The 22,551-nt window shown below is 74.2% G+C and carries 16 protein-coding genes; 12 read left to right on the top strand and 4 right to left on the bottom strand.

Going from position 1 to position 22,551, the window contains the following annotated elements; translation table 11 throughout:
* Nucleotides 1-243 precede the first annotated feature (243 nt).
* Both ACFVXH_RS16110 and ACFVXH_RS16105 read left to right on the top strand, forming a co-directional pair.
* Nucleotides 244-657 (top strand): VOC family protein, encoded by a 414-nt coding sequence (locus ACFVXH_RS16110; protein ID WP_387823965.1) that lies wholly within the window; start codon nt 244-246, stop codon nt 655-657.
* A gap of 222 nt (nt 658-879) precedes the next feature.
* On the top strand, nt 880-3,255 hold the full coding sequence (locus ACFVXH_RS16105; RefSeq protein ID WP_387823962.1) for an ATP-binding cassette domain-containing protein: 2,376 nt from the start codon (nt 880-882) through the stop codon (nt 3,253-3,255).
* 56 nt (nt 3,256-3,311) lie between these two features.
* On the opposite strand, the gene ACFVXH_RS16100 is transcribed toward ACFVXH_RS16105, so the two are convergent.
* The 3 genes from ACFVXH_RS16100 to ACFVXH_RS16090 all read right to left on the bottom strand — a co-directional run bounded on the left by ACFVXH_RS16100 (nt 3,312) and on the right by ACFVXH_RS16090 (nt 6,944).
* Nucleotides 3,312-3,821 (bottom strand): GNAT family N-acetyltransferase, encoded by a 510-nt coding sequence (locus ACFVXH_RS16100; RefSeq protein WP_049650436.1) that lies wholly within the window; start codon nt 3,819-3,821, stop codon nt 3,312-3,314.
* Between the two features lie 75 nt (nt 3,822-3,896).
* The gene (locus tag ACFVXH_RS16095) at nt 3,897-5,765 is read right to left on the bottom strand and encodes an endonuclease/exonuclease/phosphatase family protein (protein WP_375873637.1); all 1,869 of its coding nucleotides are present in this window, start codon (nt 5,763-5,765) and stop codon (nt 3,897-3,899) included.
* Between the two features lie 225 nt (nt 5,766-5,990).
* Nucleotides 5,991-6,944: a Gfo/Idh/MocA family protein gene (locus ACFVXH_RS16090; protein ID WP_387823958.1), complete on the bottom strand. Its 954-nt coding sequence runs from the start codon at nt 6,942-6,944 to the stop codon at nt 5,991-5,993.
* Between the two features lie 454 nt (nt 6,945-7,398).
* On the opposite strand from ACFVXH_RS16090, the gene ACFVXH_RS16085 reads away from it, so the two are divergent.
* The 7 genes from ACFVXH_RS16085 (at nt 7,399) to ACFVXH_RS16055 (ending at nt 17,941) form a co-directional block, all read left to right on the top strand.
* The gene (locus tag ACFVXH_RS16085) at nt 7,399-8,208 is read left to right on the top strand and encodes a 2OG-Fe(II) oxygenase (RefSeq protein WP_049650437.1); all 810 of its coding nucleotides are present in this window, start codon (nt 7,399-7,401) and stop codon (nt 8,206-8,208) included.
* Nucleotides 8,209-8,264: 56 nt separating this feature from the next.
* Complete coding sequence (locus ACFVXH_RS16080; protein ID WP_387823955.1) at nt 8,265-12,569, top strand: amino acid adenylation domain-containing protein; 4,305 nt, start codon at nt 8,265-8,267, stop codon at nt 12,567-12,569.
* Between the two features lie 29 nt (nt 12,570-12,598).
* A complete protein-coding gene (locus tag ACFVXH_RS16075) occupies nt 12,599-13,357 on the top strand; it encodes an SDR family oxidoreductase (protein WP_049650439.1) in 759 nt (252 codons plus the stop codon).
* A 97-nt stretch (nt 13,358-13,454) separates the two neighbouring features.
* Nucleotides 13,455-14,729 carry an ATP-grasp domain-containing protein gene (locus tag ACFVXH_RS16070; RefSeq protein WP_387823952.1) on the top strand — a complete coding sequence of 425 codons (1,275 nt, stop codon included), beginning with the start codon at nt 13,455-13,457 and terminating at the stop codon, nt 14,727-14,729.
* A complete protein-coding gene (locus ACFVXH_RS16065) occupies nt 14,726-15,994 on the top strand; it encodes an ATP-grasp domain-containing protein (RefSeq protein WP_387823949.1) in 1,269 nt (422 codons plus the stop codon). The genes ACFVXH_RS16070 and ACFVXH_RS16065 overlap by 4 nt, the downstream gene beginning before the upstream one ends.
* Entirely contained in the window at nt 15,979-17,205 is a 1,227-nt protein-coding gene (locus ACFVXH_RS16060; RefSeq protein ID WP_117486674.1) for an MFS transporter, read from the top strand. Before ACFVXH_RS16065 ends, ACFVXH_RS16060 begins: the two co-directional genes overlap by 16 nt.
* 34 nt (nt 17,206-17,239) lie before the next feature.
* Nucleotides 17,240-17,941, top strand: coding sequence for an aspartyl/asparaginyl beta-hydroxylase domain-containing protein (locus ACFVXH_RS16055; RefSeq protein ID WP_049650443.1), 702 nt, complete (start codon nt 17,240-17,242; stop codon nt 17,939-17,941).
* An 80-nt stretch (nt 17,942-18,021) separates the two neighbouring features.
* Here ACFVXH_RS16055 and ACFVXH_RS16050 read toward each other — a convergent pair whose 3' ends face one another.
* Nucleotides 18,022-18,810, bottom strand: coding sequence for a sugar phosphate isomerase/epimerase family protein (locus ACFVXH_RS16050; RefSeq protein ID WP_387824260.1), 789 nt, complete (start codon nt 18,808-18,810; stop codon nt 18,022-18,024).
* A gap of 154 nt (nt 18,811-18,964) precedes the next feature.
* Here ACFVXH_RS16050 and ACFVXH_RS16045 point away from each other — a divergent pair, with 154 nt between their 5' ends.
* The 3 genes from ACFVXH_RS16045 to ACFVXH_RS16035 all read left to right on the top strand — a co-directional run bounded on the left by ACFVXH_RS16045 (nt 18,965) and on the right by ACFVXH_RS16035 (nt 22,550).
* Nucleotides 18,965-20,179, top strand: coding sequence for an ROK family transcriptional regulator (locus ACFVXH_RS16045; RefSeq protein WP_049656563.1), 1,215 nt, complete (start codon nt 18,965-18,967; stop codon nt 20,177-20,179).
* Nucleotides 20,180-20,243: 64 nt separating this feature from the next.
* Nucleotides 20,244-21,272: a hydroxyacid dehydrogenase gene (locus ACFVXH_RS16040; RefSeq protein WP_387823944.1), complete on the top strand. Its 1,029-nt coding sequence runs from the start codon at nt 20,244-20,246 to the stop codon at nt 21,270-21,272.
* 3 nt (nt 21,273-21,275) lie between these two features.
* On the top strand, nt 21,276-22,550 hold the full coding sequence (locus ACFVXH_RS16035; protein ID WP_387823941.1) for a sulfatase: 1,275 nt from the start codon (nt 21,276-21,278) through the stop codon (nt 22,548-22,550).
* Nucleotide 22,551 lies beyond the last annotated feature (1 nt).

Here is a 22,551-nt window from a genome sequence, read left to right as displayed (position 1 = left end):
GTCCGCGTTCTACCTCTCCCGCTGGGGCAACGACACGGCCAAGGACAACAACGGCACGACCATCCCCGACTGCTAGGAACCGTGCTCCGACCCGCGCCGGCCGTCTCCCCCGAGGCGGCCGGCACGGTCGTTCCTCCCCGAGGAGCGCCGCGGGGAGGGACGCGGGGAGGGACGCGGGGAGGGACGGGAAGCGATCAGGATTCGAGAAGCGCGCGGCCGGGGTGCGCGCCTAGCGTTGCAGTCATGAGCGACCTCACCATTCACTGGACCTTCCTCCCGCACACCGACCCCGAGGCCTCCCTCGCCTTCTACCGCGACCTGCTCGGCTTCGAGGTGCGCAGCGACGTCGGCGGCGGCCCGATGCGCTGGATCACCGTCGGCCCGGTCGGCCAGCCGGACGTCTCCCTGGTGCTGGAGCCGGCCTCCGCCGACCCGGGCCGCACCGAGGAGGAGCAGCGGACCATCACCGAGATGATGGCCAAGGGCACCTACGCCCGGGTCGTCCTGGGCACCCACGACCTGGACGGCGTCTTCGACCGGCTGAAGTCCGGCGGCGCCGAGCTCGTCCAGGAGCCGACCAGGCAGCCGTACGGCGTCCGCGACTGCGCGTTCCGCGACCCGGCGGGCACCATGGTCCGCTTCAACGAGCTCAGCTGAGCCGGGCTGGGCCGGGACAAGCCCGGTCCGAGGGCGCCGGGCCCGTCCCTCCCCGCCGTCGGCCGCACCCGAAAGCCGTTCGATCCCGGCCGGATCGATGGTTGGATCGAAGGGTTCGAGCACACCGACGGCGGCCGCGGGGCGGGCCCTCCGGCCCCTCCCCCGGAGAGGCCTCAGAGAGACCCCCGAGAGACCGCCGAGAGCCAGGGAGCGAAGAGAACGATGCCCAAGCGGACGGACGCGCAGCCGCACGTCGCCGACAGCCACGACCTGATCCGCGTACACGGCGCGCGCGAGAACAACCTCAAGGACGTCAGCATCGACATCCCCAAGCGCCGGCTGACGGTGTTCACCGGGGTGTCCGGCTCGGGCAAGAGCTCGCTGGTCTTCGACACCGTCGCCGCCGAGTCCCAGCGGCTGATCAACGAGACCTACAGCGCCTTCGTCCAGGGCTTCATGCCCACCCTGGCCCGGCCCGAGGTGGACGTCCTCGAGGGCCTGACCACCGCGATCATCGTCGACCAGCAGCGGATGGGCGCCGACCCGCGCTCCACCGTCGGCACCGCCACCGACGCCAACGCGATGCTGCGCATCCTGTTCAGCCGCCTCGGCACCCCGCACATCGGCTCCCCCAAGGCCTTCTCCTTCAACGTCCCGTCGATCAGCGGCGCCGGCGCCGTCACCGTCGAGCGCGGCGGCAAGACGGTCAAGGAGCGGCGCAGCTTCAGCATCACCGGCGGCATGTGCCCGCGCTGCGAGGGCCGCGGCAGCGTCTCGGACATCGACCTCAGCCAGCTGTACGACGACAGCAAGTCGATCTCCGAGGGCGCGTTCACCATCCCCGGCTGGAAGACCGACAGCTGGTGGACGGTCGGCGTCTACGCCAACTCGGGCTTCCTCGACCCGGACAAGCCGATCCGGAAGTTCACCAAGAAGGAGATGCAGGACTTCCTGTACCGGGAGCCGACCAAGGTCAAGGTCAACGGCGTCAACCTCACCTACGAGGGCCTGATCCCCAAGATCCAGAAGTCGATGCTCTCCAAGGACAAGGAGGCGCTGCAGCCGCACATTCGGGCCTTCGTGGAGCGGGCCGTGACCTTCACCGCCTGCCCCGACTGCGAGGGCACCCGGCTCAGCGCGGCGGCCCGGTCCTCGAAGATCGCCGGGATCAGCATCGCCGACGCCTGCGCGATGCAGATCAGCGACCTCGCCGACTGGGTCCGCGACCTCGACGAGCCCTCGGTGGCGCCGCTGCTCGGCACGCTCCGGCAGGCCCTCGACTCCTTCGTGGAGATCGGCCTCGGCTACCTCTCGCTGGACCGCCCCTCCGGCACGCTGTCCGGCGGCGAGGCGCAGCGGGTCAAGATGATCCGCCACCTCGGCTCCTCGCTCACCGACACCACGTACGTCTTCGACGAGCCCACCACCGGCCTGCACCCGCACGACATCGACCGGATGAACCGGCTGCTGCTGCGCCTGCGGGACAAGGGCAACACGGTGCTGGTGGTGGAGCACAAGCCGCAGACCATCGCGATCGCCGACCATGTGGTCGACCTCGGTCCGGGGGCCGGTGCGGCCGGCGGCACGGTCTGCTACGAGGGCGACGTGGCGGGGCTGCGCGCCGGCGGCACGGTGACCGGCCGCCACCTGTCCGACCGGACGGCGCTGCGCGAGGCCGTACGGAAGCCCACCGGCGCGCTGGAGATCCGCGGCGCGAGCACCCACAACCTGCGGGACGTGGACGTGGACGTCCCGCTCGGGGTGCTCACGGTGGTGACCGGGGTGGCGGGCTCCGGCAAGAGCTCGCTGATCCACGGCTCGATCCCGGTCGACGAGGGCGTGGTCTCGGTCGACCAGGGGGCGATCAAGGGCTCCCGGCGCAGCAACCCGGCCACCTACACCGGGCTGCTCGAACCCGTCCGCAAGGCCTTCGCCAAGGCCAACGGCGTGAAGCCGGCCCTGTTCAGCGCCAACTCCGAGGGCGCCTGCCCGACCTGCAACGGCGCCGGGGTGGTCTACACCGACCTGGCGATGATGGCCGGGGTGGCCACCACCTGCGAGGACTGCGAGGGCAAGCGCTACCAGCCGGCGGTGCTGGAGTACCACCTGGGCGGGCGGGACATCGCCGAGGTGCTGGCGATGTCGGTGACCGAGGCGGAGGAGTTCTTCGGCTCGGGCGAGGCGAAGCTCCCGGCCGCGCACCGGATCCTGGAGCGGCTGGCCGACGTCGGGCTCGGCTACCTGAGCCTCGGCCAGCCGCTGACCACGCTCTCCGGCGGCGAGCGGCAGCGGCTCAAGCTGGCCACCCACATGGCGGACAAGGGCGGCGTCTACGTGCTGGACGAGCCGACCACCGGCCTGCACCTGGCCGACGTCGAGCAGCTGCTGGGGCTGCTGGACCGGCTGGTCGAGTCCGGCAAGTCGGTCATCGTGATCGAGCACCACCCGGCGGTGATGGCGCACGCCGACTGGATCATCGACCTCGGGCCGGGTGCCGGCCACGACGGCGGTCGGGTGGTCTTCGAGGGCACCCCGGCCGAGCTGGTCGCCGCCCGGTCCACGCTGACCGGCGAGGCGCTGGCCCGGTACCTGGGCTGAGCCGTACCGGCTCCGGGCCGCGCCCACGCGGAGCCGGGGCCCTCCCGCCGGGCCGGTCAGTCCAGCGGGAGGGCCATCTCCAGGATCCGCGCCGAGGGGTCCAGCACGTACGGCGTGGACCCGCCGGTGTGGACGAACCCGCGCCGCAGGTAGAAGGCGGCGGCGCGGGGGTTTGCCTCGTGCACCCCGAGCAGCATCCGCCCGGCGCCGCGGACCCGCGCCCAGGCGAGCACCGCGTCCAGCAGGGCGTCGGCGACGCCGTGCCCGCGGCCGCGGTGCGCCGGGTCCACCCAGACGCCGATCAGGTCGAGCGCGCCGGGCTGCTCCCGGTTCGGGACGGACAGCATGGTGGCGACCCACTCCCCCGTGGCGTCCACCGCGACCAGGCCGAGCTTGTCGGGCTCGTTGACCCAGTTGCAGCGGGCCCGCCAGTTGCCCTCGCCCTGGTGGCTCGCGTACTCGTGGGTCTCGCCGAACGCCAGGGGCGTGTCGAGGAGTTGGGCCAGCCGTACCTTCCGCAGGCGCTGCCAGTCCTCGCGTCCGATCCGCTCGATCCGGTGGTCCATCGTCTCCCCGTCACACGGCGCTGCCTCCGCCGCCGGTGATCACCGGCGGCGGAGGCAGCGTAACCGGTGCCCGGACTACGGCTTGATGCGGACCACCTGCGGGTCGTGGTCGCTGGCCTGCTGGGCGAACTCGGCGTTGATGTGCACCACGTCGTACTTGGCGTAGCCGACCTCGGGGCTGACCAGGATGTGGTCCAGCACCTGCGAGTTGCCCTGGTAGACGTACGAGTACTGCTCGGTCTCCGGCAGCTCGTTCACCAGGTCGCGCAGCACGCCGTCCTTGGTGAGCGCGGCGAGCGCGGGCGAGAACTGGTAGTCGTTGAAGTCGCCGAGGGAGACGACCTTGGCCTCCTTGTCGGCGGCCAGCAGCTTGGCGACGAAGGACTGCTCGACGGTGGCCTGCTTGATCCGCTGCACCTCGGAGCTGCGGGTCGGCTGCTGGAAGCGGCTGTCGATGCCCTGGTCGCCGCCCTTGCTGTTGAAGTGGTTGGCGATGACGAAGACCTTCTTGCCGCGGAAGGAGAACTGGCCGACCAGCGGCTTGCGGCTGTTGGTCCAGGCCTCGTCGTTCGGCTCGATCCGGCCGGGCGAGGCGGTCAGCGCGGTGCCCGCGCCGGTGCCGGTCACGCCGACGGCGGTGGTGGCGCTGCCGCCGGGGATGTCGGTGAAGGACACCCGCTGCGGGTTGAACAGGAAGACCTGGCGGATGTTGCCGCCGGGCTCGCCGCCGTCCTTGCCGTCCTGCGGGTCGACCGAGCGCCAGTCGTAGGCCGGGCCGCCGGCCGCCTTGATCGCGGCGATGAACTTGGCGACGGTCTGGCTCGCGTCCACCGTGCCGTCGTTCTTGTTGCCGTTGTTGTCCTGGATCTCCTCCAGGGCGACGATGTCGGGCGAGCGCAGGTTGGTGACGACGCCCTGGGCCAGCTCGGCGAACTTGGCGTCCGGGTTGCCCGGGGCCAGGTTCTCCACGTTGTAGGTGGCGAGGGTGAGTTCGCGGTCGCCGGCCTGGGCGGTGACCTCGCGCTGGAGGTGGTTGTCCTTCAGGGTGCCCATGGTGCCGGCGACCAGGGTGTAGCCGCCGAAGTTGTTGTAGTCCAGCGGGCCGGTGGTGGTGCCGGTCAGCTCGTCGCCGACGTTGGCGACCGGGAACGGCCGCTGGTTCACCGGGGCCTGCTGCTGGATCATCAGCCGGCCGACGTTGGGCTCCTTGTACGACTCGTACAGCAGGCCGCCGCGCTTGCTGCGCTGGTCCTGCTTGTCGGCGGCGACCCACAGCTCGTTGTACTTGTCGGTCGCCTGCACCACCCGGACGTCCTTGACCTGGACGAGCATGCCCTCCAGCGACTCGTAGAAGTCGAGGGTGTACTTCTCCGGCTGGAGCGTGCCGCCGTCGATGGAGCCGTCCGGGCCGGCCGGCGGGGCGTAGGTGCCGGGGATGTTGCGGGTGTCCACGACCACCGGGGCGGGCAGCGGGTTGCCGGCCGACAGGACGGTGATGCCGGGGGCGGTGATCTCGGTGATGGACTGCGAGCCGCCGCTGTAGTTCGGGTAGTACTCGGTGACCTTGCCGCTCACCAGCACCGAGTCGCCGACCTGCACGGTCGGGTTGCCGCCGGTGTAGACGAAGATGCCCTCGCTGGTGGCCGGGTCGGCGTCGGGGTTCGGGTCCTGGAGCCAGAAGCCCTTGACGCTGCCGTACGCGCGCACGCCGGTGACGATGCCGGGCACTCCGGTGACGGGCTTGCCGGCCTGCGGGGATATCCGGGTGCTGCCCTGGATGTCGTGGATCCGCAGCGGGCCGGCCTCGGTCGGGGCCGGGGTCGCGGGCGCGGCGGCGTTCGCCACCGGCAGCGGGACGAGCACCAGCGAGGCGGCCAGCGTGGCCGGGATCAGGGCGGCGCGCAGCAGGGTTCTGCGGGGGCGGGAGGCGGGGGCGGTGGTCACCGGGGCAGGGCTCCTAGCTCCGTCGTGCGGCACGGTCGTGGCACGGCGGTCCGGGCGGAGGCGCGCGTCGGGCGCGCGCTGCTCGCGTGGCGAAGAAGCGGAGGACGGTCTCCCGCCCCCCGCGGCGCCCCTCAAGATACGCGCGTAGAAAATGCCCCGACAAGACCCCGACGGTGAACGGACGGTTCCCCGCAGGTGACGTGACGGCCGCTCAGCCCGGGTTTCTCACAGCCCGCTCCCAGCGGACTCCCAGGAAGCCTCGATCCGCTCCACGACCAGCTCGCACAGCTCGTGGGTGCGCAGCGCGTCGTGGGCGTCCAGGGTGTGCCCGGCGCGGACGGCCGCCAGGAAGGCGAGCACGCACTGCTCGATGCCGCGCTGACGGGCCACCGGCACCCAGTCGCCGCGGCGGCGGACGGTCGGCTGGCCGCGGTGGTCGACCACCTCGGCCAGGTTGTGCACCTCGCGCTTGGAGTCGCCGCCGGAGACCTCCAGCACCTCCTCGGTGGAGCCGGAGACCCGGTTCATGATGCCGAGGGCGGTGAAGCCCTCGCCTCCGAGGGTGAGCACCACGTGCTCGACCAGCCCGTCCCGGGTGCGGGCGCGGACGTCCACGTGCTCGATCTCGCCGGGGGCCAGGAACCGCAGCACGTCCACGACGTGGATGAAGTCGTCGAACACCAGGGTGCGGGCCGCCTCGGCCAGGCCCTCGCGGTTCTTCTGGAGCACGATCAGGTCGCGCGGGCGCTCCTTGGCCTGGGCGTAGCCGGGCGCGTAGCGGCGGTTGAAGCCGACCATCAGCGAGCGGCCGGTGCGGTCGGCGAGGTCGACCAGGCGGCGGGCGCCGTCCAGGGTGTAGTCGAGCGGCTTGTCGACGTAGACGTCCACCCCGGCGGTGAGCAGCTGCTCGACGATCGGGACGTGCTGGTCGGTGGCGGCGTGCACGAAGGCGGCGCGGATGCCGCTGCCGATCAGCGCGCCGAGGTCGGTGAAGCGGCGCTCGGGGGCGATCCGGTGGGTCTCGCCGAGCCGGTCGAGCTTGGCCGCGTCCCGGGTCATCAGCCGCAGGTCGAGCCCGGGCAGCGCGGTGAGCACCGGCAGGTAGGCCTTCTGGGCGATGTCGCCGAGGCCGATCACCCCGACCGGGAGCGGGGCGTCGGCGGCTGGCGTGCTGGTCATGAGGCCTCCCGGCATGCGGACGATCATCGGCGGACCCACCTTACGCACCGGCCGGCCCGGGCACGCCACCGCCCGCCGTCCGGTCCCGTCCGTGAACTGCTGACCATCCGTCACCAGTGGCTGATCACAGCCCCTTCGGACAACATGACATTGTACTGTCACATTGTCTGGGGTACGGTGATCGAGCGCTGACACCGGGGGCCCGGTGTCACGGAACGGAGGGACGCGGCGGAAAGCAGGGCTCCGAACGCCCCCGCGGCCGACCGCCCGTTCCACTCCTCGTGCCGCTCCACGCGTCCTCGCGGCCGAGACCCCCGCCGGACGTGTCCGCCGTGCCGCTCACGCGTCACGGCACCGCCGGCGGCCCCTCCGACGCCTCCACCGCACCAACGCCCCGCTGAACGCCGGAGGCGCGCGCACAGTCCTGTCCCGTCGCTTTCCCAGGAGCACGCTCATGACCGCCACCGCGCACGTCGTCAGGTCGGCAACGAACGAGATCGCCACCGAACTCACCGCCCGGACCCTGCTCCAGCTGGCCGAGCGCGAGATCGGCGCGATCCACGTACGCGGCTACTACCCCGTCGAGATCGCCGAGCAGGTCGCCCAGAAGGCGATCAACCACCAGGCGCTCGGGCACTACCACAAGCAGTACACCAGCAGTGTCGGACGGGTGTACATGCCGCACATCGACACCAAGTGGGACGCCGAGCTGACGAAGCAGTACCACGACAGCGCCCTGCCGGCCATCGAGGACGTCCGCTCGATGTTCCACCCGTACCTCTCGCCGATCGACCGGGTGCGCCTGGAGCTGCAGGAACTGTGGCCGGCCGGCGCCAACCTGCTGCGGCTGCGCGAGCGGGCCTGCTTCGTCGGCGCCTTCCGCGTCTTCCAGCCCTCGACCTCGAAGTTCTACCCGCACAACGACGCGATCGACCAGGAGACCGACGCCCCCGAAATCGCGGGCGTGCTCAACCAGTTGGTCGCCAACGTCTACCTCCAGGTCCCGAAGAAGGGCGGCGACCTGCACCTCTGGCTGCGCGAGCCGACCCCGGAGGAGACCGCGACGATCCTCGACGTCGAGGGCCTGCAGCCCGACTCCGTGGAGCCCCCGGTCCACGTGATCCACCCCGAGGCCGGCGACCTGATCATCTTCAGCCCCCGGATGCTGCACGCGGTGACCAGCGGCGAGGACGAACACCGGGTCGGCGCGGCCGCGTTCATCGCCACCAAGGGCCCGAAGGAACCGCTCGTCTACTGGAGCTGACGCCGCTCCCGCCACAGCCTTCGAATCGACCGTCGACACGCAGAGAGGACTTCGGCATGCTCCCGGCGCTCGTTCGCGCACACGCGCGAACCCACCCGCATCGAACGGCCGTCGTCGTGGGTCGGGAACGTCTGACCTACGCCCGACTCGCCTCCAGGGCGGACCGTCTGACGGACCTGTTGCGGGCGTCGGGCATCGGTCGCGGCTGTCTGGTCGGCATCCATCTCGACCGCACGGCCGACGCCGTGGTCGCCCAGCTGGCGGTCCTCGGCGCCGGCGCGGCCTTCACCCTCGTCGAGCCCACCGAGCCGGTCGCCGAGGGGGCGAACCGGCTCGCCCTCGCCGCCCCCGACCTCGTGCTCGCCGAGCCGCGCCACCACGGCGAGCTGCGCCGGTCCGGACTGCGGGTGGCGGACGGGCACGAGGCCGGCGGCGGCCTCGTGCCCCCGCCGGCCCCCGCCGGCGGGCCCGCGGCACCCGGGCCCGCCGACGACGACACGGCCTACGTGCTCTACACCTCGGGCTCCACCGGGGTGCCCAAGGGCGTACAGGTCTCGCACGCCAACATCCGGCACTACACCGAGTCCCTGCTCCAGCGGCTCGACATCACCGAACCGCTCTCCTACGCGCACGTCACCACGCTCGCCGCGGATCTCGGCAACACCTGCCTGTTCCTCCCGCTGTGGACCGGCGGCACGCTGCACCTGGTGGACGACGCCACCCGGCGCGACCCGGCGGCGCTCCTGCGCTACCTCCAGGACCACCGGGTGGACGTCCTGAAGACCACCCCCTCGCACTGGAGCGTGGTCTTCCGGGCCTTCGGGCAGGACGGGACGACCCGGCCCGGGCTGCGCTTCCTGCTGCTCGGCGGGGAGTTGCTCGCGCTGCCGCTGGCCCGCCGGATCCTCGAATCCGGTGTCACCCGGAACCTCGTCAACCACTACGGGCCCACCGAGGCGACGGTGGGCGTCGCCGCGCACCGGCTGACCGCCGCGAGCGACCTCGACGCCCTCGACGGCACCTCCGTACCCATCGGCACCCCGCTGGGCCGCACCCGGCTCCTCGTCCGCGCCGACGACGGGACCTTCCACGACCGGGACGCGGTCGGCGAGTTGTACATCGCCGGCCCGTCGGTGGCGCTCGGCTACCGGGACGACCCGCAGGCCACCGCGGCGGCTTTCACGGACGACCTCGCGCGGCTCGACCCGGCCCTCGGACGCGCCTACCGCACCGGCGACCGGGTGCGCGCCGACTCCCGGGGCGTGCTGGAGTTCCTCGGCCGGGGCGACCGGCAGGTCAAGGTCAGCGGGTACCGGATCGAACTCGGCCACGTCGAGGCGGGCCTGCGCCGGCACCCGGCGGTCGCCGACGCGGTGGCCGTCCTGCTCACCAGGGACCGGGCGATGCTGGTCGCCGCCGTGGTGCCGGCCGCCGACGGCCGTCCGGCGGTCCAACCGGCTACGCTGCGACGGGAGTTGCGGGAGCTGCTGCCCGCGCACATGGTCCCCGACCGGATCGAGGCCTTCGACGCCTTCCCGCGCAACGCCAACGGGAAGACCGACCAGGCCGCCCTCCGGGAGCTGCTCGAAGCACGGCTCGCCGAGCGCACGCCCCGCCCGTCCGACCCCGCCGCCGACGACGGCGACCCGGTGCTCGCCGACGTCCTCGCCTCCTGGCAACGGCACCTGGGCCACGGCGACTTCGCGGTCGACCAGGACTTCGACCAGGCCGGCGGCAGCTCGATCGACGCCATCCAGGTCATCGCGGACCTCCAGGCCAAGGGCTACCGGGTGTCGGCCGCGGCCTTCCTCGCCGAGCCGACGGCGGCCGCCCTGGCCACCCGGCTGCGGGAGGACCGCGGGGGCGACGACCACGGCCGCGCGTCCGCCGCCCGGGTCGTCGCGGACGACCGTGCGCTCTCCCCCGCCCAGACCTGGTTCTTCCGGCAGGAGTTCGCCCAGCCCGACCAGTGGAACCAGGCCCTGCTGCTGGAGACCGACAGCACGCCGCGGCCGGCCGAGCTGGCCGCCGCGGTCGCCGACGTGGTGGGCCTGCACCCCATGCTGCGCACCGCGTTCCGCCCGGGAGCCGACGGCCGGCGGCGCGAACTCGTCGATCCCGCCGACGCGTTCAGCTGGTCCCGGCTGCCCGAGGAGGACGGCCCGGCCGCCCGGACCGTCCGGGACGTCGCGGCCGCCCTCCAGCGGGAGATCCGCATCGCGGACGGCAACCTCTTCAAGGTGCACCTCTTCCTCGGCGACGGCCGGGCCGAACTGCTGCTGATCTGCCACCACCTGGCGATCGACGCGGTCTCCTGGCGCATCGTCGTCAGCGACCTCAGCCGCTGCTACAGCGAGCGGCTGCGCGGCGGCGAGCCCACCACCGCCCCCGGCCCGACCGGCTTCGGCCAGTGGGCCACCCACCTGCGCGACCGGACCGCGCAACTGCGCGGGGACCTCGCGCACTTCGACTCCCTGGCCCGGCTGCCCGCCGTCGCGCCACGGCCCGGCGCCCCCGGCGACAACCGCGAGGGCGACGCCCAGGCCCTCTGGTTCCGGCTCTCGCGCGCGCAGAGCGCCGCCCTGACCGAGGCCGCGGCCCGCTCCGGCATCCCCGCCCACGCGGCACTGCTGGGCGCCTTCGCCCAGGCGCTCACCGAGCAGCTCGGCACGGACGAACTCGTCGCGGACGTGGAGAGCCACGGCCGGATCTGCTTCGACGAGACGCTCGAAGTCTCCCGCGTGGTGGGCTGGTTCACCTCGACGTTCCCCGTCAGCGTGCGCACCGTCGCCGGGGACCTCGCCGCCACCGGCAAGTCCGCGGCGGCGGCCCTGGCCGAGGTGCCCGCCCTCGGGGTCGCCTACGGCCTGCACGAGCAGCCGCAGCGGGCCGACGTCTGCTTCAACTACCTCGGCCCGTTCGCCCTGCCCTTCGGCGACGACCTGCACCTGCGGCCCTCGCGCCACCCGGTGGGGCCGGTCCGCGGCCCGGAGAACGACCGCGGCTACGGCCTCAAGCTCACGGCGCGCGTCCACGACGGGCAGCTGGTGGCCGACCTGTCCTACACGCCCGCGCGCCACGACCCCGAGCGGATGCTCGACCTGGCCCGCGCCACCCGCGACCACCTGCTGCGCGGCGCGGGGCTCCCGCCCGCCGACGGCCGGTTCGTGCTGGAGTCGGGTTCGAGCACCGGGCTCCTCGCCCAGGTGCCGGGTGCCCTGGAGTGCGAGCCGCCAGCCGGGTCCGTCCGCGCGTACGGCACCGTCCTGCTCACCGGCGCGACCGGTTTCATCGGCGCGCACCTGCTCGACCTCCTGCTGACCCGCACCCGGTCGAAGGTGGTCTGCCTGGTGCGCGCGAAGGAGGGCCGGACACCCGCCGAGCGCCTGGCGGACGCCTACGCCTGGTACGTCCCGGACGGTCGCCTCGACCGGTACGCCGACCGGCTCACCGTGCTGGCCGGCGACCTCGCCGAGCCGGACTTCGGCCTCGCCGAGCCGGACTACCGACGGCTGTGCCACGAGGCGGAGGCGCTCTACCACCTGGCCGCCGACACCAGGCTGTTCGGCGACCGCGAGTCCTTCGACCGGCAGAACACCGCGCCGGTGCGGGCGATGATCCGGCTGGCGACCACCGGCCGGCCCAAGGACCTGCACTACGTCTCGACGCTCGCGGTCTGCGGCGGCGGCGCGCCGGGCGAGCCGGCCGTCTTCTCGGAGGACAGCCTGGACATCGGCCAGGAGTTCCTCAACGAGTACGAGCGCAGCAAGTACGACGCCGAGCGCCTCGTGCAGGGCTTCGCCACCCAGGGCGGCAACGCGTTCGTCTACCGCTCCGGCAACGTCAGCGGCCACTCGGTGTCCGGCCGCTTCCAGCGCAACGGCGGCGACAACCGGCTGGTCCAGCTGCTGCGGGCGTCGGTGCGGATCGGCCGGGTGCCCCGGGTCGGCGCCCTGACCCTCGCCCTGAGCCCGGTGGACGTGGTGGCGCGGGGCATCCTGGAGATCTCGCGCAGCGCGCGGGTGCGGGGCGGCACCTTCCACCTCGACACCCACCACGAGGTGTCCTACGAGCGGCTCTTCACGGTCCTGCGCGACCAGGGGTACGCCCTGGCCGAGGACGGGGCGGAAGGCTTCGCGGAGCTGTTCGGCCGCTACCTCGGCGACGGCGGGGAGCAGCTCTCGCTCGCGCACTTCTGGGCCGGCCGACCGGACCGCAACGTGCGGTACGACCACACCCGCACCCGGCGGCTGCTGGCCCGGCTGGGGGTGGAGTTCCCCGAGGTGACGGGCTCCTGGCTGCACGCCTTCTTCACCGGCCTCGGGCAGCAGGGCGAACTCCCCTCCGCGGGCACCAGGTAACCGACATGGACGACAGACAGGGAACAGACATGGACGAGAAGCGGGTCGCCGTGGTCACCGGGGCCTCCTCCGGAATCGGGCGCGCGATCGCCGCGCGCTTCGCCCGGCAGGGCGTGCGGGTGCTGGCCACCGGCCGCGACGGCAGGAGGCTCGCCGACCTGGCGGCCGAGTCGGACCAGGCCCCGGGGGCGGTCCGGCCCTTCCCGGGCGACGTGACGACGCCCGGGCACGCGCGGGAGCTGCTGGCCGCGGCCGCGGCGGAGTGGGAGGCGGCGAGCATCTTCGTCGCCTGCGCCGGCCACGGCCTGCCGGGCACCGTGCTCGGCTCGGACCCCACCCGCTGGGAGCGGCTGATCGAGGTCAACGTCCTCGCCGTCCTCCACCAGCTCCGGGACGCCGCGGCCGAGTTCGTGCGGCAGGCGGAGCTGGACGGGGGGCGGCGGGTCCGCGACATCGTGGTCATCGGCTCGACCGTCGGACGGCAGGTCTCGGCCGCGAACCCGGTGTACGGGTCGACCAAGTTCGCCGTCCACTCGCTGGTCGAGGCGCTGCGCCAGGAGGTCTGCGCCCACAACGTCCGGGTGACCCTGATCGAGCCCGGTTTCGTCCGCTCGGGCTTCCAGGACGCCGCCGGCTACGACAGCGCGTGGTTCGAGGCGGTCGCCGCCGAGAGCGGGCCGCTGCTGACCCCGGAGGACGTCGCGTCGGTCGTCGAGTTCGCGGTCGGCCGCCCGACCCACGTGCACCTCGACGACATCCGGCTCCGCCCCACCCGTCAGAAGGTCTGAGTGCCCCGCACCACCCGGAGGAGCACGCCGCGGAGGCTTCCGCGCTGAGGCCGTCCGCCCGGCGGGCTCCGTCCGACCGACATGACGAGGAGGAACGTTGTCACAGCTCAGGCCGGTCGCCGTACTGGTCGACGCCTACACCTCCGGCGGCTACCTGCCACCGGAGTTCACCGCCCTGGGTGCGGACCTGGTGCACGTCCAGAGCACCCCCGGGCTGATGCCCTCCATGCCCGCCCCGGACCTGACCGTCTACCGGGCGAACATCGTCCACGAGGACCTCGACCGGACGGTGGCGGAGCTGGCACGGTACGCACCGGTGTGCGTGCTCGCCGGACAGGAGCCGGGCGTGCTGCTCGCGGACCGGCTGTCGGAGCGGCTGGGCCTGGCGACCAACGGGACGGAGCTCTCCGAGGCCCGCCGGAACAAGTACCGGATGATCGAGGTGCTCCACGCCGCCGGCCTGCACTGCGCCGACCAGTTCAAGAGCGGCGACCCGCAGGCCCTGGTGGACTGGGCGCAGCGCGCCGGGCGCTATCCGGTGGTCGTCAAACCGCTCGACTCCGCCGCCGGCGACGGGGTCGTCGTCTGCGCCGACGCCGAGCAGGTGCGGTCCGCGGCGAAGGCCGTCCTGGACACCGAGACGATCTACGGCTCGCCCAACCGCGAGGCGCTCGTCCAGTCCTACCTGGAGGGGACGGAGTACGTCGTCGACATGGTCTCCCACGAGGGCCGGCGCTACGTGTGCGGCGTGTGGGAGTACCAGAAGCGCCTGCTGCCCTCGGGCCGCAACATCTACGACCGCGAGCGCCTGCTGTCGCCGGCCGAGCCGCCGGCGGCCGAGCTGACCGACTACGTGGACCGGGCGCTCGCCGCGCTGGGGGTCCGCCACGGGCCGAGCCACGCCGAGGTGATCGTCACCGCCGACGGGCCGGCGCTGGTGGAGGTCGGCTCGCGGATCGCCGGGAACATGCACCCCGGGTTCCACGACCGCTGCACCGGCGCCAACCAGGCGACGCTCAGCGCGCTCGCGTACCTGCGGCCCGAACGGTTCGCCGCCGAGTACGCGGGCCGCAGCTACCACAAGTTCGAGGAGGCCGTCTGCTGCACGACCTCCACCACGCTGTCGGGCGTGGTCGAGAGCGTCGACGAGCGTGCGGTGCGGCGGATCGCCGGGCTGGAGAGCGTGTTCGGCCTGAACCTGAAGCTCGGGCCCGGGGACCGGATCCGGCCGACCGTCGACCTCTACTCCAGCACGCTCAGGATCTTCCAGTGCGCCGGGACCGCGGACGCGATCCACCGCGACCACCGGCGCATCGAGGAGCTCAAGGACCAGGTCTACCGGTTGTCCGACACAGAGTCAGGTGAGAGATGAGCACCGTCGTCGTCGCTGTCGTCCCGGGCGCGGCCGTCGGCCCCGCCGCCATCGCCGCGGCGGTCCGGGCCCGCGGCCTCCGCCCGGTCTTCGTGGCCGTCGCCGGCGCCCTGGGGGCGCCGGAGCGGGCGGCGTACGAGGGGTTCGGGCCGGTCGTCGAGTGCGAGCCCGACGCGCCGGAGCCGGCGCTGGCCCTGCTGCGTCCCCACCGGCCCTGCGGCATCACCACGTTCAGCGAGCCGCTGGTCCCGCTGACCGCGCGGCTCGGCGACGGGCTGGGGCTGCTGTTCCACGAGGCCGAGACGGTCACCGTGCTCACCGACAAGCGGGCGCAGCGCGGACGGCTGGCGCGGGCCGGTGTGGACGCCGTCCGGTCGATCCCGGTGACGAGCCGGGAGGAGGCCCTGGCGGCGGTACGGGAACTGGCCGGTCCGGTGGTCGTCAAGCCGGTCCACAGCCACAGCAGCCGCGACACCCACCTGGTGGCGGACGCCGAGGGCTACCCCGCGGACCTGACGCCCACCGCCGAGCGCCCGTTCGTGGTCGAGGAGTACCTGCGCGGCCGGGACGAGGGCGACTTCGGCGACTACGTGTCCGTGGAGTCGCTCGTCGCCGACGACGCGGTCCACACGCTCGGCATCACCGGCAAGTTCCCGCTGCTCGACCCGTTCCGCGAGCAGGGCCAGTTCTTCCCCTCCCAGCTGTCCCCCGCCGAGAGCGGCGAGGTGGCCCGGCTGGCCACCGAGGCGGCCCGCGCCCTCGGCATCCGGCGGGGACTGGTGCACACCGAGATCAAGCTCACCGCGCGGGGCCCGCGGATCATCGAGGTCAACGGGCGGCTCGGCGCCTTCATCGCCGACCTGCACCGGCGGACCACCGGCCTGGACCTGCTGGAGCTGGGCATCGCGGTGGCCTGCGGACAGCCGGTCGAACCGTCGGCACCCGCCCCCGGGGACGTCGCCTTCCAGTACTGGAACCTGCCGCCGCTGGCCGGCGGCGCGCTTCGCCGGGTGGACGGGGTGCGGGAGGCCGAGCGGGAGCCGGGCCTCGTCGACTACGTCACCCGGGTGCCGGTGGGCAGCGAGCTCGAACCGAGCGTGATGACGATGCGGCTGGACTTCCTGCGCGGCGGCGCGGCGGACCACGCGGCGATGCTCCGGGCCCTGGACCGCTGCCTGGCCCCGCTGCGGTTCACCTTCGGGCAGCCGGACGGCACGGCCCGTACCTGGCAGGCCTCCCGGGGCGGGCTGTGCTCGCCCGCGTAGCGGCGGCGGCCCGGGTCAGGCCGCCCGAGCGGACCGGTGCGCTGCTCTCGGCCACCCTCGTGCTGTCCGTCGGCAAGGGGGCCTTCCTCGCCACCGTGATGGTCTACCTGCTGCAGATCGTCGGGCTGACGCCGCTGCTCGCGACGGCCGGCCTGACGCTCTGGGGGGCGGCCTCGGCGGCGGTGGCGGTCCCGACCGGCCTGCTCGTCGACCGGGGCCGGGGCCGCGCCGTCGGCAGCGTCGCCGCCGTCTGCGCGGCGCTGCTGGTCCCGCTCTCGGCCCGGGTCCACACACCGTGGGCCCTGCTGCTCGTGCTCTGCGTGGCCGGGGGCTTCGACAGCGCGGGCAACGTGGTCCGCCGCGCGATGCTGGCCGGCGCCGGAGGCGACAGCGTCAAGGCGCTCGCCTGGGCGCGCACCGTCACCAACATCGGGTTCGCCCTCGGCGCGCTGTGCTCCGTACGGCTGCTGGCCTCCCGTTCGCCGTCCGCCTACGAGACCGCCTACCTGCTGATCGGCGGCGGCTACCTCGTCATGGCGGCGTGCTTCGCCACCACCTCGCTCGGCGCCGGCCGGCGCGGCTCCCCCTCCGTCCGCGCACCGGGGGTGGTCGGCGCGCGGAGTCTGCGCACCGGCGGCGCACTGGCCGCGGCGACGGGGATCCTGACGGTCCACACGACGCTGCTCAGCACCGTGCTGCCGCTCTGGGTCACCCGGCACGCCTCGGTGCCGGTGTCCGTGCTGGGCTGGCTGGTGATGCTCAACTCGCTGATCGCCGTGGGCGGTCAGCTGGCCGTGAGCAGGCGCGCGGCGACGCGCGAGGGAGCGCTGCGCTGCTTCCGGAACTCCGCGGTGTGGACCGCGGGTTGCTGCCTGCTGCTCGGCCTGGTCCGGTTCGCGCCGACCGGCTGGCAGGTCGTCCTGCTCGTCGCGGCCACGATCGCGCTGACCGGCGGCGAACTGCTGGAGGCCGCGGGCGAGTGGGGCCTGTCCGCCGTGCTCGCGGCGGCCGACGAGCACGGCTTCTACCAGAGCGCCTGCGTCCTCGGCGAGACCACCCAGGGCGCCGCCGGCCCACTGCTCGTCGCCGGCCTGGTCACCGCCGCGCCGGTCGCGGGCTGGATCGTCCTGGTGGCGGTGCTCGGAGCCGGCCGGTACATCGCCGGGTTCACCACCCCGCCACCCCACCAAGCCATCGCCATCGACTCATGACACGTCTCAGGACACACGGAATCGGGAGCGGACGATGAAAGGCTCACCCAGCGTCAACCACCCGCGTTTTCGGGCCGTCACCAACTGGATCTTCCTGCGCGGTGCGGGCGGCGAGGGCCGCCCGCGGATCATCCCCCCGCGCACGGTCTTTCCCGAGGTACGCGCCCTGGAGGCCGTCTACCCCGCCGTCCGGGCGGAGGTGGACGCGCTCCTGAGCCGCACGAGCATCCCGACCTACGGGACCTTCGACCCCGTGCGCGCGGCCCAGGTCTCGGAGGACTGGCGCCTCTACTACGCCTACATGTACGGCCGGCCCAACGAGCTGGCCAGGAAGGACTGCCCGGCGCTGCTCGACTTCGCGATGTCCACGCCCAACGTGGTCAACGCGTTCATCTCGATCCTGGACCCGGGCGTCGGCCTGCCGGCCCACCGGGACCCGTACGCCGGTGTGCTGCGCTACCACCTCGGCCTGCGGATCCCGAAGGACAACCCGCCGCGGATCAGGCTCGACCGCGACTACTACACCTGGCGGGAGGGCGAGGGAACGGTCCTGGACGTCTCGTTCGAGCACGAGGTGGAGAACCACAGCGACGAGCCCAGGGTCATCGTGATCGTCGACTTCCGCCGCCCGATGGGGCCGTTCGCCGATCTGCTCAACCGGTACTGCCTGCGCCTGAAGCAGAAGTGGGCCCCGCAGTTCGTCGAGGCCTCGAAGTACGACGTGATGCACAGCTGAGCGGCCGGCGGCGGCGCCGCGGGTGCGGGGCGTCGGCCTGGCCGGCGCCCCGCACCCGTGTGCCCCGGCGGGCGGGGTGCTCAGCCCGACGGGTGGTGCAGGGCCGCGAGGAAGGCCGCGCCCGAGGGGAGCAACGGGGGCAGCGGGGCGGCGGCCGGGTGCCAGGGCGCCTCGTACTCCCAGCAGACCCAGGTGTCGGGCGGCAGCAGGCGCAGGCAGTCGGCGATCGGCAGGACGCCGGCGCCCAGCGGGAGCGGGGTGCGGTCGTGCGGGCCGGCGATGTCCTTGACCTGGACGTGGCCGAGGTACGGGGCGAGCGCGGCGTGGGTCCCGGCCGGGGTCTCGCCGGCCAGGTGGGTGTGCATCAGGTCCCACAGGGCTCCGACGGCCGGGTGGGCGACCCGGGCCAGCAGCCCGGCCACCGCCCGTCCGCCCCGGTGGGAGTCGTGGGTCTCGACGAGCACCCGCACGCCCAGCCGCCGGGCCTCCTCCGCGACCTCCGCGAGCCGCCGGACGGCCCGGTCGTCGGCCTCGGTGCGCGGGCCGTCGCCGCCGCGCGGGAAGACCCGCAGGCCGGCCGCGCCCAGGTCGGCGGCGAGCCGCAGGTGGGCGCGGAGCGCGTCGGTCACCGGGCGGTCCGGCCCGGGGGCGGCGACGCCGACGTAGGAGGCGAGCGCGAGCGGGGTGAGGCCGTGGGCGCGCAGGACGCGGGCAGCGCTGCGGCACTCCCCCGGGGTCATCGCCGGGTGGACGGACTCGCCCTCGGCGCAGCGCAGTTCGAGCCCGTCCCAGCCGTGCTCGGCGGCGAGCCGGGCGGCCCCGGCCAGCGGGAGCCCGGGGAGGCCGAGCGTGGAGAGGGCGAGCGGCACGGCGGCTCCGTCGTTCGTCGGGCGCCCCGGGCAGGGCAGGGCGGGCGGGGCGACCCGCGCGGGCGAGGAGGGCGGAGCGGGCCGGGCCAAGGATATATTCAAGCTGAGACAAAGTCCTGACCGTCCGGGCCCGGCCCGGTCCGAGGAGCGCGCGATGCCCCCGAGCCGTACCCCCGCCACCGCCACGACGCAGACCGTCGCCCAGGTGAACCAGACCGTCCTGCTGGAGGTGCTGCGGCGGCACGGCACGCTCTCCCGGCAGCGGCTGGCCGCCGAGAGCGGGCTGAGCACCGCGACCGTGCACCGGCTGGTGGAGGTGCTGCGGGCCGAGGGGCTGGTGGAGGTGGAGACGGAGCGGGCGCCGTCCAGCGGCGGCCGGCCGCCGCAGCTGATCCGGTACAACGCCCGCGCGCAGACCGTGCTGGCGATCGCGGTGCGCCCGCGCCGGATCGTCGGCGTGGTCGCCGCGCTGGACGGCACGGTGCTGCACGAGGCCGAGCACCACTGGGCGTTCCCCGGCCCGGACCGGCCGCGGGAGATCGCCGCCGACGAGCTGACCGGCCCGCTGCTCGCACTGGTGGACGGCCTGCGGGACTGGGCCGGGCGGCACGCGGGCGCCCCCCGCGCCCTCGTCGTGGGCGTGCCCGGGGTGGTCCGGGACCGCACCGGGCTGGTCGAGTTCGCGCCCGCGCTGGACTGGCCCGGGCTGCGGCTGGGGGTGCTGCTCCAGGAGCGCTACGGCGTCCCGGTGGCGGTCGAGAGCAACGTCAACCTGGTCGCGCTGGCCGTACGGGAGTCGCCCGCCGCGGCCGGGGTGGGCGACCTGGCGGCCGTCGTGGTGGGCATCGAGGTCGGCGCCGGGATCGTGCTGGACGGCCGGCTGCACCGCGGCCGGCTGGGCGCCGCCGGGGCGCTGGGCCACCTGATGGCCGGGCACGCGGCGCTGGACCGGCCGCTCGGGCGGACCGGCGACACCCAGGCGAGGATCGGCGACCACGCGGTGGACCGGCGGATCACCGAGGCCGGTCTGACCGTTTCCGGCACCCCGGCCGAGCGGGTGGCGGGGCTGTTCCGGCTGGGGCGCGAGGGCGACCCGGCGGCGGTCCGGCTGATCGGCGAGCTCACCGACGACCTGGCGCTGCTGGTGGCCAACCTGAGCACGGTGCTGGCGCCGGAGCTGATCGCCCTCGGCGGGCGGCTGTTCTGGGAGAGCGGGGGCGAGCTGCCGGCCGCGATCGAGAGCCGGCTGCAGGGGCGGGTGCCGGTCCTGCCACGCCTGGTGGTCGTGCACAGCACCACCACCGAGCTGGTCGGCGCGGCCGCGGCGGCGGTCCGGCTCGCGGACGGGGCGACGTTCATCACCCGGTGAGGTCCGGGGCCCGGCCGGCTCTACGGGCTCCCCCGACTATTTCTCACTGTGATAGAAACTCCTTGTGCGTCAGCGACCCGAGGAGAACCGGATGCCCACCGCCGCCTTCGCGATGGACCCGGAGCGTTTCCCCGACGTCTACGGCCCGCGGGCCCGCGCCCGGGTCGCCGCCCGGGCCGAGGTGCTGGCCGACCCGGCCTCGCCCGACGGGGTGTGGAGCGCCGAGCGGCTGGCCGCCGCCGCACCGGAGGCGCTGCGGGCCGTCGAGGTACTGTTCACCGGCTGGGGCGGGCCCGTCCTGGACGCCGCCACCCTGGCCCGGCTCCCCCGCCTGCGGCTGGTGCTCTACGCGGCCGGCTCGGTGCGCCGGATCGCCGGCGAGGCGTTCTGGGCGGCGGGCGTCCCGATCGTCACCGCCGCGCACGCCAACGCCGTCCCGGTCGCGGAGTTCGCCGTGGCCCAGATCGTCTACGCCCTCAAGGGCGGCTGGCGCCACGTCCTCGACGCCCGGGCCGCCCGCGCCGCCGTCCCGGCCGCCCGAACCCCGGGCGGGTACGGCTCCACGGTCGGCGTCCTGTCGCTCGGCGCGGCCGGGCGCCTGGTCTGCGAGATGCTGCGCGGCTACGACGTCGAGGTCCTCGCGCACGACCCGTACGCCCCGGTGCCGCCCGGGGTGCGCGCCGTCGGCCTGGACGAACTCTTCGCCGCCGCCGACGTGGTGAGCGTGCACACCCCGCTGCTCCCGGCGACCAGAGGCCTCGTCGACCGGCGGCTGCTGACCTCGATGAAGCCCGGCGCCACGCTCGTCAACACCGCGCGCGGAGCCGTCCTGGACGAGCCCGCGCTGCTGGCCGTCCTCGCCGAACGCCCGGACCTCTTCGCCGTGCTGGACGTCACCGACCCCGAGCCGCCGCTGCCCGGCTCACCGCTGTTCACCCTGCCCAACGTGGTCGTCACCCCGCACCTGGCGGGCAGCCGGGGGCTGGAGCGCCGCCGCCTCGGCGACCTGGTCGTCGGCGAGTTCGAGCGCTGGCTGGACGGGGCCCCGCTGCGCCGGGCGCTCGACCCGCACACCTACGAACGGATGGCCTGACCCGTGCCGGATCCACAGAGCCCCGACGTCGTCCTGATCCTGACGGACCAGCAGACCGCCGACGCGATGGGCGCCGCCGGGAACCCGTACCTGCGCACCCCCGCGATGGACGCGCTGGCCGCCGCCGGCACCCGCTACCCCAACGCCTACTGCGCCCAGCCGCTCTGCACCCCCTCCCGGGCCAGCCTGATGACCGGCCGCCTGCCCAGCACCGTCGGCGTCACCGGCAACACCGGCGGCCCCGAGGACCCGCTGCTCGGGCGCCTGTTCACCGAGGCCGGGTACGACTGCGGCTACGGCGGCAAGTGGCACCTGCCGGAGCTGGACCTGCCCGCCGACCGGGGCTTCCGCCGGATCCACCCGGCGGGCGGGGACGACGCCGGACTCGCCCGCGCCGCCGCCGGGTTCGTCCGCGCGCCGCGCGAGCGGCCGTTCCTGCTGGTCGCCTCCTTCCTGGAGCCGCACGGCATCTGCGAGTGGGCCCGCGGCCAGGACCCGCGCACCGGCCCGCTCCCGCCCGCGCCGCCCGTCCCCGAACTCCCGCCGCTGCCCGCCAACTTCCCGGTCGGGCCGTACGATCCGGCGCTGCCCCGGCTGGCCCGGCTGGCCCAGCCGCACACCCACCCGACGGAGCACTGGCGGGAGGACGACTGGCGCCGCTACCGGCACGCCTACTACGCCCTGGTGGAGCGGGTGGACCGGCACATCGGCCTGCTGCTGGCCGCGCTGGCGGAGCGCGGCGGCGACCGGGAGACCGTGGTGGTGTTCAGCTCCGACCACGGCGACGGCGCGGGCGCCCACCGCTGGAACCAGAAGTGGGCCCTGTACGAGGAGTGCGTGCGGGTGCCCCTGGTGGTCACCGGCCCCGGGATGGCCGCCGGCGCGGTCGACGAGCGGCTGGTCGCGGCCGGGCTGGACCTCATCCCGACGCTCTGCGACCTGGCCGGGATCGAGGGGCCGGACGGGCTGCCCGGCCGCAGCGTCCGCGCGCCGCGGCCGCACGACAGCGTGGTGGTCGAGACCCGCTGGGAGATCCCCGGCTTCGACAACGCCCTGGGCCGGATGGTCCGCGCCGGGCACCACAAGTACGTCTGCTACGCCTGGGGCGACCACCGGGAGCAGCTCTTCGACCTCGCCGCCGACCCCGGCGAGCTGGTCAACCTCGCGGTCGACGCCCGGCACGCGGCGCTGCTCGACCGCTTCCGGGGCCTGCTGGCCGGGCACTGCGCGGAGGTCGCCGACCCGTTCGCGCGCTTCGTGCCGCACGCCGCGCGCTGAC

The organism is Kitasatospora sp. NPDC058184 (assembly GCF_042883725.1).
In the GTDB taxonomy this organism is placed as follows: Bacteria; Actinomycetota; Actinomycetes; order Streptomycetales; family Streptomycetaceae; genus Kitasatospora.
Note: the sequence above shows the minus strand (reverse complement) of the source record. Positions and strands in the feature narration are given on the sequence as shown.